General features: G+C 41.7%; 12 protein-coding genes. 7 read left to right on the top strand and 5 right to left on the bottom strand.

Translation table 11 applies throughout. The features are described 5' to 3' along the window. Nucleotides 1–17: 17 nt before the first annotated feature. The 3 genes from LO777_RS07370 to LO777_RS07380 form a co-directional block, all read right to left on the bottom strand. Complete coding sequence (locus LO777_RS07370; protein ID WP_228856876.1) at nt 18–887, bottom strand: radical SAM protein; 870 nt, start codon at nt 885–887, stop codon at nt 18–20. 10 nt (nt 888–897) lie between these two features. Then, nucleotides 898–1,983, bottom strand: a complete 1,086-nt coding sequence (gene serC / locus LO777_RS07375) for a 3-phosphoserine/phosphohydroxythreonine transaminase (protein WP_228856877.1) — start codon at nt 1,981–1,983, stop codon at nt 898–900. A gap of 91 nt (nt 1,984–2,074) precedes the next feature. Then, a complete protein-coding gene (locus LO777_RS07380; protein WP_228856878.1) occupies nt 2,075–2,548 on the bottom strand; it encodes a tRNA (cytidine(34)-2'-O)-methyltransferase in 474 nt (157 codons plus the stop codon). A 261-nt stretch (nt 2,549–2,809) separates the two neighbouring features. Here LO777_RS07380 and LO777_RS07385 point away from each other — a divergent pair, with 261 nt between their 5' ends. From LO777_RS07385 to miaB, 7 genes are all read left to right on the top strand, one after another. Then, on the top strand, nt 2,810–3,253 hold the full coding sequence (locus LO777_RS07385; RefSeq protein WP_228856879.1) for a ComEA family DNA-binding protein: 444 nt from the start codon (nt 2,810–2,812) through the stop codon (nt 3,251–3,253). Beyond that, nucleotides 3,250–4,194: a tRNA (adenosine(37)-N6)-dimethylallyltransferase MiaA gene (gene miaA, locus LO777_RS07390; protein WP_228856880.1), complete on the top strand. Its 945-nt coding sequence runs from the start codon at nt 3,250–3,252 to the stop codon at nt 4,192–4,194. Before LO777_RS07385 ends, miaA begins: the two co-directional genes overlap by 4 nt. A 156-nt stretch (nt 4,195–4,350) precedes the next feature. Continuing rightward, entirely contained in the window at nt 4,351–5,208 is an 858-nt protein-coding gene (locus LO777_RS07395) for a DHH family phosphoesterase (RefSeq protein ID WP_228856881.1), read from the top strand. 26 nt (nt 5,209–5,234) lie between these two features. Then, entirely contained in the window at nt 5,235–5,933 is a 699-nt protein-coding gene (locus LO777_RS07400; protein WP_456237673.1) for a DHHA1 domain-containing protein, read from the top strand. A gap of 839 nt (nt 5,934–6,772) precedes the next feature. Then, nucleotides 6,773–8,221, top strand: a complete 1,449-nt coding sequence (gene purB, locus LO777_RS07405; protein WP_228856882.1) for an adenylosuccinate lyase — start codon at nt 6,773–6,775, stop codon at nt 8,219–8,221. A gap of 1 nt (nt 8,222) precedes the next feature. Further along, nucleotides 8,223–8,450 (top strand): DUF4911 domain-containing protein, encoded by a 228-nt coding sequence (locus tag LO777_RS07410; RefSeq protein ID WP_228856883.1) that lies wholly within the window; start codon nt 8,223–8,225, stop codon nt 8,448–8,450. A 25-nt stretch (nt 8,451–8,475) separates the two neighbouring features. After that, nucleotides 8,476–9,828, top strand: a complete 1,353-nt coding sequence (gene miaB / locus LO777_RS07415; protein ID WP_268907528.1) for a tRNA (N6-isopentenyl adenosine(37)-C2)-methylthiotransferase MiaB — start codon at nt 8,476–8,478, stop codon at nt 9,826–9,828. 3 nt (nt 9,829–9,831) lie between these two features. Here miaB and LO777_RS07420 read toward each other — a convergent pair whose 3' ends face one another. Together LO777_RS07420 and LO777_RS07425 are read right to left on the bottom strand one after the other, a co-directional pair. Further along, nucleotides 9,832–11,820, bottom strand: coding sequence for a DNA topoisomerase IV subunit A (locus LO777_RS07420; protein ID WP_228856885.1), 1,989 nt, complete (start codon nt 11,818–11,820; stop codon nt 9,832–9,834). A gap of 7 nt (nt 11,821–11,827) precedes the next feature. Beyond that, on the bottom strand, nt 11,828–13,663 hold the full coding sequence (locus tag LO777_RS07425; RefSeq protein ID WP_228856886.1) for a DNA topoisomerase IV subunit B: 1,836 nt from the start codon (nt 13,661–13,663) through the stop codon (nt 11,828–11,830). Nucleotides 13,664–13,678: the final 15 nt, after the last annotated feature.

Genomic DNA, 13,678 nt, shown 5'->3' on the forward strand with positions numbered 1-13,678 from the left:
TTTTGCGGATTTATCAATCATAAGGCTCGCATTCTTTCCGGTACTAGTTTTTGTCTACCATCGAGGGCATCTTCAATCATTGTAAGAAAAAGCACCCTGTCCCTTGGAAGACGCCCGGCCAGGGGGAGATAATTGGAAGCATGATTCGCATGAAATTGCGCACGTTTCAGTTTAAGCAGGCTAATTAATGTATGAAGCTCCCTGAGCATGGCATCGCTGTCAGGCAGTTGAAAAATCTTCTTTCCCATTTCCTCCGCCAGCTCAGTCCCCTCAAGAACCATAAGTGTCAGAGCGGCAACCTGGCTGGGCTGAATTGTATTGAGGGCCCTGGCCGTCAATTCCGCATGTTGTTGAGACAATTCCACACCACCAAGTCCCAGGAGGACTGTGACAGAGAGGAAGAGGTCAGCCTTCCTTACCATTCTTCCGGCCGTTACCATTGATTCAGCACTGCAACCTTTTCTTACCCTTTTCAGCACATCATCACAGCCGCTTTCCAACCCCATATAAATTCTGTCAAGACCATTTTTTTTTAATTCAATCAAATTGTTGGTCTTTTTCCCGGCAATTGATCGACCGCTACCGTAAAGGGATATTTTCTGAACCCATGGCAGACGTGTTTTAACTGTACGTAAAAGTTCGAGCAGGTGTGACTGCCGGAGGGCAAGGACATCCCCGTCAGCAAGAAATACCCGCTTCTGCCTGCGGCAGTATTGTGCAGCAAAGTTGAGGGCCTTTTCAAATGCCGCAGCAGGTTTCAGGCAAAACTCGACATTTTTATATGCTCCGCAGAAAGTACATTTGTTATACGGACATCCGACCGTCACCTGAAGAATGATTGAGTTCGCCTCACTTGGCGGTCGGATGAGATTACCTGTATAATCCATGAAAGGCCGGTCAGGCTGGATTATCCAGTTCAAACTGTTTCATGAATTCAACCAGCTTGACAATACCGTCCCGGGGAAAAGCGTTATATATTGACGCTCTGCATCCACCAATAGATCTATGGCCCTTCAGCCCGTTCAGGCCAATCGTGGCCGCTTCGGCAATAAATTTTGCCTCAAGTTCCGCTGTCGGCAGGTTAAAAGAGATATTCATCAATGAACGGGATTCTTTTTCAGCATGGCCGATATAGTAATCAGTGCTGTCTATGACATCGTAAATAAGAGTTGCCTTTTCCCTGTTAATTTCCTCCATGGCTGCAACTCCACCCTGTTTTTTCAACCATTTCAGTACTTCACCCACTGCATAGATTGCAAAACAGGGTGGGGTGTTAAACATTGATCCCTTATCAGCATGGGTTTTATATTTGAGCATGGTCGGAGTGTTTTGCGGTGTTCTCTCAAGCAGATCATCTCTGATAATGACAATAGTTACTCCAGCGGGTCCCAGATTTTTCTGGGCACCGGCAAAAATCAGACCAAACCTGGAAATATCAATTTTCCTTGAAAGAATATCAGACGACATATCACTGATCAGCATTTTTTCAGTTTCTGGAAATTCCGGAAACTGGGTACCATATATGGTATTATTGGATACAAAATAGAGATATTCTGAATCTTCCGCTACCGTGTACTCATCCTGTGTTGGAACTCTGTTAAAACTATTCTCCTCACTGGAGTAGGGGACGTCAATTTCACCAAAGAGTTTTGCCTCCTTGATCGCTTTTTTTGCCCATGTTCCGGTATTGAGGTAGGTTGCTTTTTTCCCGTTGCCAAGTAAATTCATAGGGATCATGAAAAATTGACTGGAGGCTCCTCCCTGGAGAAATAATACTTTATAGTTATCCGGTATTTCCATGAGTTCCCGAAGATTTTTTTCAGCTTCTTCAGCAACTGCCATAAATTCCCTGGATCTATGACTGATTTCGATAAGACCAATACCTGTTTCCTGAAAATTAACTACATCTTTACCAGCCTGAACAAGAACCTCATATGGAAGTGTTGCCGGACCGGGGCTGAAATTAAAAACTCTTTCCGTCATGGAATAATTCCTCCAGATTAAATTAAAGGGTACCTTGAAAAATATTCACTTTTATTTCATTTTACCTGAATCTGCGACTGCTTTGTGACAGTCAGGAAAATTCAGAGTTACTGTTCTGTCTCAGGGCTTCATATAAGACAATTCCCGCTGTCATTGCAAGATTCAGACTGCGGATATTTCCATTGGACATGGGTAGCGTATAGCATCTATCCCTGTAGAGTTTCAGAATGTCACTCGGCAATCCCTTGGTTTCTTTACCAAAAATAAGAAAATCTCCAGGTTTGAATTCAGCTTGAGTATAACTTTCCCTGACCTTGGTTGTGAAAAAAAACAATTTATTTTCATCCTGCACCTTCAGAAAACTCTCTAGATTTTCCCAGTAGGTAATTGACACATATTTCCAGTAATCAAGACCTGCACGTTTTAACTGTTTATTATCGGTTGAAAATCCAAGGGGACGAATAAGATGAAGATGGCAGTCCGTGGCGCCGCACAATCTGGCAATGGAGCCCGTATTAGGCGGAATCTCCGGTTCGACAAGAACTATATTAAAAGCTGTTTTCATTTTTTTTTCGTAGCGATACAGAGGTCGGCAAAAGGGCCATTTATGGACAGGCACAACCTTATAAAGCGGGCATATATCCAGGTTGGTTGAATTTCAACCGCAATCAGGATTTTTTTAGAATTGTGTTTTGAGTATTTTTAGTAATTAATTGAAAATAGAATGAAAATATTTAACAGAAAATTTATTCAATTGCATTTTTTTATTGGCAGTATAAACTCCAAACCTGAAAAACGCAGGTAATTTAATACGAGCCGTTGAAAAGTGAATAAAAAAATAGATAAGTCCGTTCAACCGAGAGATAAACGTTTCGATGCTCTGCTTTTTTTTGCGTCTGTACTTCTCCTCTCTGCCACTTTTGATTCATCGATTTTAACAAATGAAAATAATTACAATTTGCATGAACAACTTCGTATAACTAATAACAATTTAGTACTTATATGCAATCCAAAAGAGCATTTCATCCAACCCGTAACTGCTCCGACTTTCCGCCCATTTTTCTGGAAAAAAATCCCCATCAACCAGGCAGACAGCCACCTTCTTATGACAATCAAAGGAATAGGACCGGGGCTGGCAGAAAAAATCATCGAGGCCCGGGAAAGAAGAGGATTCTTCCATACTATAAACGACCTTCAACAAATCAAGGGGGTGGGGAAGAGACGGGCTGCATATTTTATGAATGTATTCGACTTCGGTGACCCACAATGAATCCTCCATCTGTGAATCTACCAGTTCTCGTTCTTGTGGGGCCCACCGCAATCGGAAAAACATCTTTATCCATTGAACTTGCACAAAAATTCAACTGTGAAATTGTCAGTGTAGATTCCATGCAGGTCTACAAGTACATGGATATCGGCACGGCGAAAGCAACCAGGCAAGAGATGAAAGGCATTCCCCATCATCTCATTGATATTGTAACACCGGATATACCCTACGATGCCGCAAGATTTTCCATAGACGCGGCCTCTGCCATAACATCTATCCACTCGAAAGGAAAAACCCCCCTCCTGACAGGAGGAACCGGCCTTTACCTGAAAACCCTTTTTTACGGTATTTTCGAGGAACCAACTAAAGATGAAATAATTCGATCCCGTCTCAAAAAACGACTGGAAGAGGAGGGCGCAGAATCACTACAAAGCGAGCTTCGTGCCTGTGACCCGGAAAGTGCAGCAAGAATCCATATAAACGACACCCACAGGTTACTCAGAGGCCTTGAGATATATCTTACCACCGGCAGAACATGGTCATCATTTCTTAAAACTGATAACAGCCAAAATAAACACAAAAGATACACCAAAGTTCTACAGATTGGTCTCCAAACTGAAAGGGAAACGCTTTATAACAGAATCAACATGCGAACCCAAAAAATGCTGGCTGAAGATTTCGAGGGCGAGGTTCGGTCACTCTTAAACAGAGGATACTCAGGAAATTTAAAGTCCATGGGTTCAATTGGATACCGCCATATGGTAGCTTACCTATCCGGTGAAACAACATACCAGGAGATGCAGGAAACCCTGGCTAGAGACACCAGACGGTACGCCAAGAGACAGATAACCTGGTTTAAGAAAACAGAAGAACTCAACTGGATTGATATAAACGACAAAAAGCGGGCGGTGAAATTAATAACCTCATGGCTCGAACAACTCTAGTTATTTAACTTATCACCTTGTTATATCGTGACTTCCATCAACAATAAAATCCCAGGCGTTATTCTCGAAATTCTTCAATCAAAAGGGATTTCCAACCCGGAAGCCATCAACAGATTTCTTTTCCCTAAACTATCAGAACTTCCTGATCCTTTTAAAATGAAGGGGATGAAAAAGGCTACGACTCTCATTGGAAAATATCTTAAAAAAAATCATCCAATCCTCATATGGGGGGATTATGATGTTGATGGAACTACCGGTACTGCACTTCTTATTAACATTTTCAAAGCTATCGATAAAGATGTCCACTACCATATTCCAAACAGGATGACTGAAGGTTATGGTCTGAATTCAGAGTATTTTACTACCAGGCAAGATTTCTTTCTTAACTCGCCATTCCTGGTTATCACGGTCGATTGTGGCATATCAGATGGAAAAACGATTGCAGAAATCCAGCAGAACTTTCCGGATATTGAATTTATTGTCAGCGACCATCATACTTTGCCACATTCCGACCTCCCTGAATGTATAACCCTCAAGCCTTCTGACAGTTCATGCGGATTTCATGAAGAAAAACTTGCCGGAGTAGGGGTGGCGTTCTACCTTGCTGCAGGCCTTCGATCATTTCTTATTCAAACAGGTTTATTTTCATGTAAAGCAAAAAAAATTAAACTCAAAGATTATCTGGCATTTGTTGCCCTTGGAACCGTTGCGGATATGGTCCACCTCACCAGAACGAACAGAATTCTTGTCAGGGCAGGTTTTGAAGCTCTTGAAAACACAAAGTTTCCAGGATTAAAAGAACTTTTACGTTGCTGTGATATTGCTGATTCTAAAATTAATTCCGAAGAAATAGCTTTTCTTATTGGTCCACTCCTCAATGCTCCTGGCAGATTGGGGACAGCGACCTTTCTGTTCAAACCCTTATTGCAGACACTTCACAAAAGGCAGGTAAGTTATGCAGAAAATTATTTAAAATTAACAACACAAGAAAAAGGCTATGTGAAGATTCTTTAGAATTTGCATTAACTCTTCTCATTCCTATGGAAGTTGAGCAAAACAGATGCGCAATAGTTAAAGGTGATATTCATCTTGGCGTTGCAGGTATAGTTGCTTCCAAGCTGGTTGAGCACTACAAGGTTCCGGCAGTAGTTCTTGGGGTAAAGGAAAAAAATGATTCAAATCAGAACAAAACTATTCTTTCTGGTTCTCTCAGGTCTGTTGATGGAATAGATGTTGTTTCAATTCTTGAAAAATGCTCACACTGTCTCATTAAATTTGGTGGGCATGATATGGCTGCAGGTATATCTCTTTACGCCAAAGATTTTAATGATTTCAAAAAGATGTTCATAAAAGAACTCAATAGATCTTGGCTGTTGAAATCTCACAACAAAGTAGATGTTACAAATAAAATCAAATGTACCGTTGAAGAACTTTACTCTGGTACAACACTGAAATATCTGAAATTTTTAGAACCATTTGGCCCTGGAAATGAACGACCTGTTTTTATCGATCAAAATGCTACAATTCATCACTGCAGAAAGGTTGGCGCCGATGGAGTTCATCTCCAGGTGGCCATCAGGGGGAAATTTGGAAATTTTAAAGGGATTGGTTTCGGTTTTGGTAACTTGTTGCCTTTGCTTCAGAAAAATCCGTATGGCACTATAATATATTCCCCAACAATTAATAGGTACAGGGGAACCAAAAGCTGGCAGATAAGGATTATTGATATTATCTGTTGAATCGCTATTATATTGTTTTCCAACGTATTTTTTGTCACATTTATTAATCAGATGTGACGTTTTTTACTTTTTTATTTCTTATGTGACAAAAGAATTACTGTGAATTTTCTCCCTGATTTAAAACGGAACAGGTGTTTTTCCAAACCTGTCTCAGTTTGTCAGATCAGAGGTAATTGAAAAAAAATTTTATTAAATTTTCCTTAATTATGCATTGATCAATAAATAACAGATTGACCTGTCATTATCTTGCTTTTATTTTTTTTATAAAATGAAATTACCATCTGGGAGAATGACACTTTAAAGAAAATAACCTTCCATGAAAAGGCATCCAGATCATGGTTGTGGTAATTGCGAACATAAATAATAAATATCAAAAATATTTTTCCATGTTTTTTTAAAGATAAAAAGAGTACAGCCCAAAACGACAAGAAGAAGATAAATTTAATATAAATCTAGTAATATTATGTGTAATAGGCTGTTATTTAACAGTTAATATTTTTATATACATAATATACATTATGCGACATTGGTTTTCCGGTTAAACTGGCAGGTCATTGATAAAAAATTTGTGGACTAACCTCATCTGGTTTTCTCACACCAATTGTGCAGATTGTTTTTAACAAGACCAGGAAGAATTTTTCTTTTAAAAATCTGACACCAAACGCAACCTATCTTTTTGATGCCCATTATCGTGATGTAAACATGTAAAAATAATGCTATAGAGAGAACTTGAGTGTGAACTGATTAAGTAATCTATAGTCCATCCTTTCACAGGTAAATTAATTTAACAACGTAACCATGCGTAGATAATACAATAATCCAGATATTTTGGAGATATTATGAGAAGAGATATTTACCAGGAACCACTGGTCAGCAGATATACCAGCAGTGAAATGCAGCACTTATTTTCTGAAGAAAAAAAATTTACCACCTGGCGCAAGTGCTGGCTCGCCCTTGCCGAAGCTCAATTTGAGCTAGGCCTTGATAATCTTATTTCTGAAAACATGCTCAACGAACTTAGAAATAACATTAACAATATTGATTATGGTATCGCCGCAGCAAAAGAAAAGGAAATAAGACATGATGTTATGGCTCATGTCTATGAATATGGGAAAAAATGCCCATCTGCTGAAGGAATAATCCATCTAGGAGCCACCTCTCAATTCGTTGTCTGCAATACAGACCTGCTTATCCAGCGCGATGCCTTTCGCCTTATTCGAAAAAGTCTTCTTGGTGTTATCAGCAACCTTGCTGATTTCTGTTCTCAACATAAAGACCTTCCGACTCTTGGTTATACCCACTACCAACCTGCCCAGCCAACTACAGTTGGTAAACGGAATACACTGTATATTCAGGATTTATTGATGGATCTTGATTATGTTGACATCTTTCTTGAAAAAATGAAAGCTCGTGGTGCTAAAGGAACCGTTGGTACTCAGGCCACTTTTCTTGAGCTGTTTCAAGGTGATCATGAAAAAGTTAATAAGCTTGATAAACTGGTTTCTAAAAAACTGGGATTTGATTCAGTATTTGCTGTTACCGGCCAGACTTATACCAGAAAACAGGATATGAAGCTTGCTGAAACCCTGGCCGGGATCGGGGCCACCGCCCATAAATTTGCAGTAGACCTCCGCCTACTTTCTAACTTAAAAGTTCAGGAAGAACCTTTTGCAAAAAATCAGACTGGTTCTTCGGCAATGGCATACAAACGAAACCCCATGCGCTCTGAGAGAATGACAGGATTAGCCAGAAAACTACTCGGCCTTGTTCAAAACTTTGGAGCCACTTACGGGAACCAATGGTTTGAAAGAACACTTGACGATTCAGCAATCAGGCGAATGGATATCCCCCAGGCCTTTCTGCTCACAGATGCAATCTTAAAGTTATTTATTAATATTACATCGAATATGGTTGTTTATCCGAATCAAATTAAAAGACAACTTCTAGCCGAATTACCTTTTATGGCAACAGAAAAAATCCTGATGGAAGCCGTGGAAAGAGGTGCGAGCAGGCAGGATATGCATGAACTCATTAAGGAGCATTCAATAGCCGCGGGCAGGGTAGTTAAAGAAGAAGGTGGAGAGAACGACCTTCTTCAACGGTTGGGGGAAGATAAAAGGGTCCCCTTCTCTCTCGATGAAATCCAGAATCTCATCAGTGACTTTTCACAGTTTACCGGCCGAGCCAAAGAGCAGACAGAAGAATTTCTCGATCAGGTAGTCTATCCGCTGCTTGAAAAAAACAGAAAAGATCTGGAGAGTCCCCTGGATGTCAGTCTCTCAGTTTAATATGACAACAACAATTGGAAATTTCAAAACACTGTACCTGAGAATAGGCCCGGAAAAGTATCATTTTCTCAAATTTATACTTGAAGGATATGACAATCTGGCTGTCCTCTCCAGTATTGAAAGCAAAAAGGGGCTGGTTGTTCTTCGCTATGCAGGTGAGAGCGAAAAAGATATTTTTTCTCTTCTCTCCAGTATAGCTGGATCATTATTAACGTTAAATCGACTATAAAAATATAAAAGTTAATCTTATTTCTATGTCTGAAAAAGTTTTCTACATCAAAACCTTTGGGTGTCAGATGAATGAGCGGGACTCGGAAATCATCGCCCAGTCACTGGCAGGCAAAGGCTATATTGAAGGGATGGATCTGGATGATGCCGATCTTGTCATCCTTAACACCTGCTCCATTCGTGCTAAAGCTGAGCAGAAAGTTATGAGCCTGCTTGGCTACTTGAGAAAAAACAAGCGGGCAAATCCAGCGCTTAAAATCTGCGTGGCCGGATGCGTCGCCCAGCAGGAAGGAGATCGTATTATTGACAGGATGAGCCATGTTGACCTGGTAATCGGTACCCAGAATATTTACAATATAGCTGAACTTCTTGTAAAAGCTGATCGGGAAGGATCTGTGGTGGCAACTGACCTCAAAGATCAGTACGATATCCCCAATTTACTGCCCTCTTCAGATTCAGACCCAGATCAAAACAACACGCTTTTCCGTAAATTTGTTACCATTATGCAGGGGTGCAATAATTATTGCACTTATTGTGTTGTTCCCTATACAAGAGGACGTGAAGTTTCACGAAAACACAATGATATAACAGATGAAGTTAAAGCATTGGTTAATGAAGGTGTAAAGGAAATCACCCTTCTTGGACAAAATGTAAATTCCTACGGGAAAACCAATGAAGTCCATCCGGCAAACAACAAATACTCTTTCAGCGACCTGCTCCATGATGTTGCAGAAATACAAGGCCTGAAAAGGTTACGTTTTACTACCTCCAACCCCAAAGATCTCACAGAGGAGCTGATGGTCTGTTTTAGGGATATCGATATCCTTTGTCCCCAGTTCCACCTGCCCGTCCAGGCTGGATCCGATTCCGTACTGAAAAGAATGAACCGGAAATACAGTGTGGCTGACTATCTTGATAAAGTTGATAAATTAAGAGAATTCTGCCCAGATATTGCCTTGACTACAGATATAATAGTTGGGTTTCCAGGAGAAACCGAAGACGACTTTGCAGGAACAATGCAGCTTCTGGAAACCGTTCGTTATCATGGTTCTTTTTCTTTTAAATATTCCGACAGACCTGGAACCCGTGCCAGTACATTTGACAAAAAACTCCAAATTGAGGAAAGCGTTAAATCCCGACGATTGTCACGCTTTCAGGCCAGGCAGGATGAAATCAGCTTGGAGCGCAACAGGGAATATATCGGAAAAATAAAAAATGTCATGATAGAAGAGTGCTCGGAAAAAGGAGTCAGAGGCCGTACGGACACCAACCATATCGTGCACCTGCCCTGCCCCACAAAACTTCCGGTTCCCGGAAGTTTTATCGACGTGAAAATTGTCCACGCCGGGAATCATTCACTTCGTGGGGAAATAGTGTGATTCTTACTTCTTGTCCTTATCAAGCCCAGGAAGGACCAGGTTTTTTTTCGCCGGCTCCGTCCTGGGACCGGCGGATCTGGCAACCCTTCGCACCGTTCTGTTTGAGACCCTCTTTCCCTTTGCCGCAACTCCTTTTATAAGATAGTCATCAAAAATGACATCCAGGACATTGGTTCTCGCTCTCTGGGACGGTGTCATGTACACCCGGGCAAACTGTTCTTCTCCGTGTGTCAGCAGAAGAATTCTTGATTTTTTATGCTCCGGAAAAAGCCTGTATTCTTTTTCCAATATAAACTTAGGTGTCTTAAATCGTTTCACGTAAGCCTGGCCGGATTTCCCATCCCGGTAAATGACATTAAAAATACTCTTCCTTTTAACGACTCCCAGCCACTCCAGTTCATGGCCGACAAAGAGTTTTTCCGTTACCGGAATGATTTTATACAGGCCATTGGTAAAGATAAGAAACAGCCTGTCGTATTCCGAACAGGTAACCGACTGATCCTTCTTATCATCCTCAACCTTTATCTGGCTGCCAAGAAATCCACTTGTACGATTATAGCCGATAACCAGGTTGGAAAGAGCCACTTTCCTGATGCTGACCTCCGAGAAACTTTTGATTTCCGTCTTTCTCGGATATAAATGGCCGTATTTTTCCAGAAGTTTATCAAGAAAGGAAATGGTATACTGTACCATGTTCTGCAGAGATTTTTTTATACCTGCTATCTCTTTTCGTATCCTGTTGATTTCCTTCTTTTGTTTATTGATATCCCACCGGGAGATACGTTTAATCCGGATCTCGAGCAACCTCTCAATGTCTTCTACAGTTACCGGCCTTAAAAGCTCACTGCTGAACGGAACCAGACCGGTTTCCACACTCTTTATAACGGCTTTATAGCTTGTCTCCTCCTCGATATTTTTATAGAGACGCTCCTCAATGAAAATCTGTTCCAGCAACCTGGCCTGCAATTTTTCTTCAAGCCTGCCCAGATCAATTTCGAGTCCCTTCTGCAGATCGTCCTTGAGTTTAAAGGTGTTATGTTCAAGCACACGGGTAACGGTAGTTGTTTCCGGGGTTGTGCCGTTAATCAGTGTCAGGTTGGGAGTAATGGACACTTCGCAGTCGGTAAAGGCGTAGAGGGCCTTGATCGTGTCTTTTGCGTATACGCCCCGGGCAAGTTTAATCTCAATTTCCACCTCTTCCGCGGTATAATCGTTTATGGAAACAATTTTGATTTTTCCTGCCTTGGCCGCCTTCTCAATGGAATCGGTCAATGACTGGGTTGTGGTGGTGTAGGGGATTTCCTTGATTATTATTGTTTTTTCGTTCTGTTCTTCAATCCTCGCCCGGCAACGGATCTTTCCATTGCCGTTATCATAATTGCTGACATCAACAAATCCTTTCTGCGGAAAATCAGGAAAAAGAACATATTCCTCCCCTTTAAGGATTTTCTTCTGGGCTTCCAGCAGTTCACAAAAATTATGGGGCATTATCTTTGTGGCCATACCCACTGCAATCCCTTCCGCACCCTGGAGAAGAAGCAGAGGGATTTTTGCGGGCAGAGTTACCGGCTCCATCATTCTGCCATCGTAAGATTCAACATATTCCGTCAAATCCCTGTTAAACAGAATTTCCTTGGCGAGCGGTGAAAGTCTGCATTCGATATATCTGGCTGCAGAGGCCCGATCCCCGGTGAGGACATTACCGAAATTGCCCTGCTGGGTAATAAGATACCCCTTGTTGGAAAGGTTGACCAGAGCGGCAAAGATTGACTGATCCCCGTGGGGATGGAGTTTCATGGTTTCTCCGACAACATTGGCCACCTTGTGGAACCTGCCGTCTTCCATGTTAAACAGGGTCTGGAGAATGCGGCGCTGGACCGGCTTTAAGCCATCATCAATGGCGGGAATGGCCCGCTCCCTGATGACATATGAAGTATATTCAAGAAAATTTTTATCAAAAAGCTGATGAAGTGTGCCTGCAGTTGATTCCATAATTGCATCAGTCCTCAAATATTAAATTTTCCATGATATATTTTCGACGATCCGGAGTGTTTTTTCCCATATAGAATGAAAGAACCTTTGAGACTTCACTCAAGGAATCGAGAGTCACCTGTTTCAGCCTGATATCGGGGCCGATAAATTGCTTGAACTCCTTTGGGGAAATTTCACCAAGCCCCTTGAACCGTGTTGTCTCCACCGCTTTCTTATTTTTCCCTTTTCCCTGCAGTTTCCGGGTTGCGCTTTTCTTTTCTTTTTCAGAATAACAGTAAATAGTTTCCTGTTTTGTTCTCACCCGGAAAATGGGTGTTTCAAAAATATAGATATAACCGAGCTTTACCAGGGGTTCAAAATAGTGAAGGAAAAATGTCAGCAACAGGTTGCGAATATGCAGGCCGTCAACATCGGCGTCCGTGGCCAGGATAACCTTGTCATAACGAAGATCACTTATTGAATTTTCGATATCAAGGGCCCGCATAAGCGAATACATCTCGTCATTTTTGTACAGCACAGCAAGTTTCTGGCCAAGTACATTCATGGGCTTGCCTTTCAGAGAAAAAACCGCCTGGGTCATCGGATCCCGGGAGGAGACAATTGATCCGGCCGCCGACTGCCCCTCGGTGATAAAAAGCATGTTCTCCCGGTCTTTCTCCGACCGTTTTTTTCTGGACGGATGATATTTGCAATCTTTGAGTTGGGGAATCTTCAAAGCCACTTTCTTGGCCTTGGCTCTTGCCTCCTTACGCACGGATTGAAGTTCTTTTCTTACCTTTTCATTTCTGAGGATTTTTTCGATCAGGATATCAGCGGATTCAGTATCCTTGTACAATGCACTTGAAACCGCGTCCTTCACCTTGTTGACCACAAAGGAGCGTATTTCAGTGTTGCCGAGTTTATTTTTGGTCTGGGATTCAAAGACAGGATCCTTGATTTTTATGGCGAGAGTTCCCACGATACCATCCCGAACATCCCTATTGACAAATTTCCGACCGGCATATTCATTGATACCCTTTAAGATACCTTCCCGAAAAGCTGACAGATGCGTTCCTCCCTCACTGGTATAAGTCCCGTTGACAAAGGTAAAATATGTATCCCCGAAAGAATCCGTATGGGCGAAGGCAAATTCAAGAGTCCCCTCTTTGTAATAAATCGGGTTGTACAGATTGGCTCCTTCCAACTCCTTGTCAAGCAGATCCAGTAATCCGTTGGCAGAATAAAAAAGCTTTTTATCAAGATAGAGTTTCAGGCCGGCATTGAGATAGGCATACCTCCACATCCTTTTTTCCACAAAAAGTGGATCAAACCGAAATCCGGGAAACATTTCCCTCGAGGGCAGAAACTCTATCAGTGTACCGTTTTTACTGTTATCCTTCCCCTTTTTCTCTTCAACCAGATCACCGTTACGAAAAAAAGCAGTTGCAAATTTTCCGTCACGCCAGGCAGTTACTCGAAACTCTTCAGACAATGCATTAACTGCCTTTGTTCCAACACCATTGAGGCCGACCGAAAACTGGAAAACATCAGTATTGTACTTGGCGCCGGTATTAATCACTGAAACACAGTCAACAATCTTGCCCAGAGGAATACCGCGGCCAAAATCCCGAACAGCCACCCTGCCATCATCATCAATGGATATATTGATCCGTTTTCCCGCTCCCATTATGAATTCATCAATGGCATTATCGACGACCTCTTTCAGGAGTATATAAATACCGTCATCCTGGTTCGAACCATCACCGAGACGGCCAATATACATTCCCGGCCGCTTTCTGATATGTTCCAGGGAACTCAGCGTCTTTATCTTACTTTCGTCGTAATTATGGGTAGATACATTCATAATAAAGAGTATTGA

Source organism: Desulfomarina profundi (assembly GCF_019703855.1).
Lineage (GTDB): Bacteria > Desulfobacterota > Desulfobulbia > Desulfobulbales > Desulfocapsaceae > Desulfomarina > Desulfomarina profundi.

What these genes read in the sequence shown, in the direction of transcription:
- LO777_RS07370 (WP_228856876.1), bottom strand. Translation starts at nt 887, where the DNA reads ATGGATTATACAGGTAATCTCATCCGACCGCCAAGTGAGGCGAACTCA.
- serC (WP_228856877.1), bottom strand. Translation starts at nt 1,983, where the DNA reads ATGACGGAAAGAGTTTTTAATTTCAGCCCCGGTCCGGCAACACTTCCA.
- LO777_RS07380 (WP_228856878.1), bottom strand. Translation starts at nt 2,548, where the DNA reads ATGAAAACAGCTTTTAATATAGTTCTTGTCGAACCGGAGATTCCGCCT.
- miaA (WP_228856880.1), top strand. Translation starts at nt 3,250, where the DNA reads ATGAATCCTCCATCTGTGAATCTACCAGTTCTCGTTCTTGTGGGGCCC.
- LO777_RS07395 (WP_228856881.1), top strand. Translation starts at nt 4,351, where the DNA reads ATGAAGGGGATGAAAAAGGCTACGACTCTCATTGGAAAATATCTTAAA.
- LO777_RS07400 (WP_456237673.1), top strand. Translation starts at nt 5,235, where the DNA reads ATGGAAGTTGAGCAAAACAGATGCGCAATAGTTAAAGGTGATATTCAT.
- purB (WP_228856882.1), top strand. Translation starts at nt 6,773, where the DNA reads ATGAGAAGAGATATTTACCAGGAACCACTGGTCAGCAGATATACCAGC.
- LO777_RS07410 (WP_228856883.1), top strand. Translation starts at nt 8,223, where the DNA reads ATGACAACAACAATTGGAAATTTCAAAACACTGTACCTGAGAATAGGC.
- miaB (WP_268907528.1), top strand. Translation starts at nt 8,476, where the DNA reads ATGTCTGAAAAAGTTTTCTACATCAAAACCTTTGGGTGTCAGATGAAT.
- LO777_RS07420 (WP_228856885.1), bottom strand. Translation starts at nt 11,820, where the DNA reads ATGGAATCAACTGCAGGCACACTTCATCAGCTTTTTGATAAAAATTTT.
- LO777_RS07425 (WP_228856886.1), bottom strand. Translation starts at nt 13,663, where the DNA reads ATGAATGTATCTACCCATAATTACGACGAAAGTAAGATAAAGACGCTG.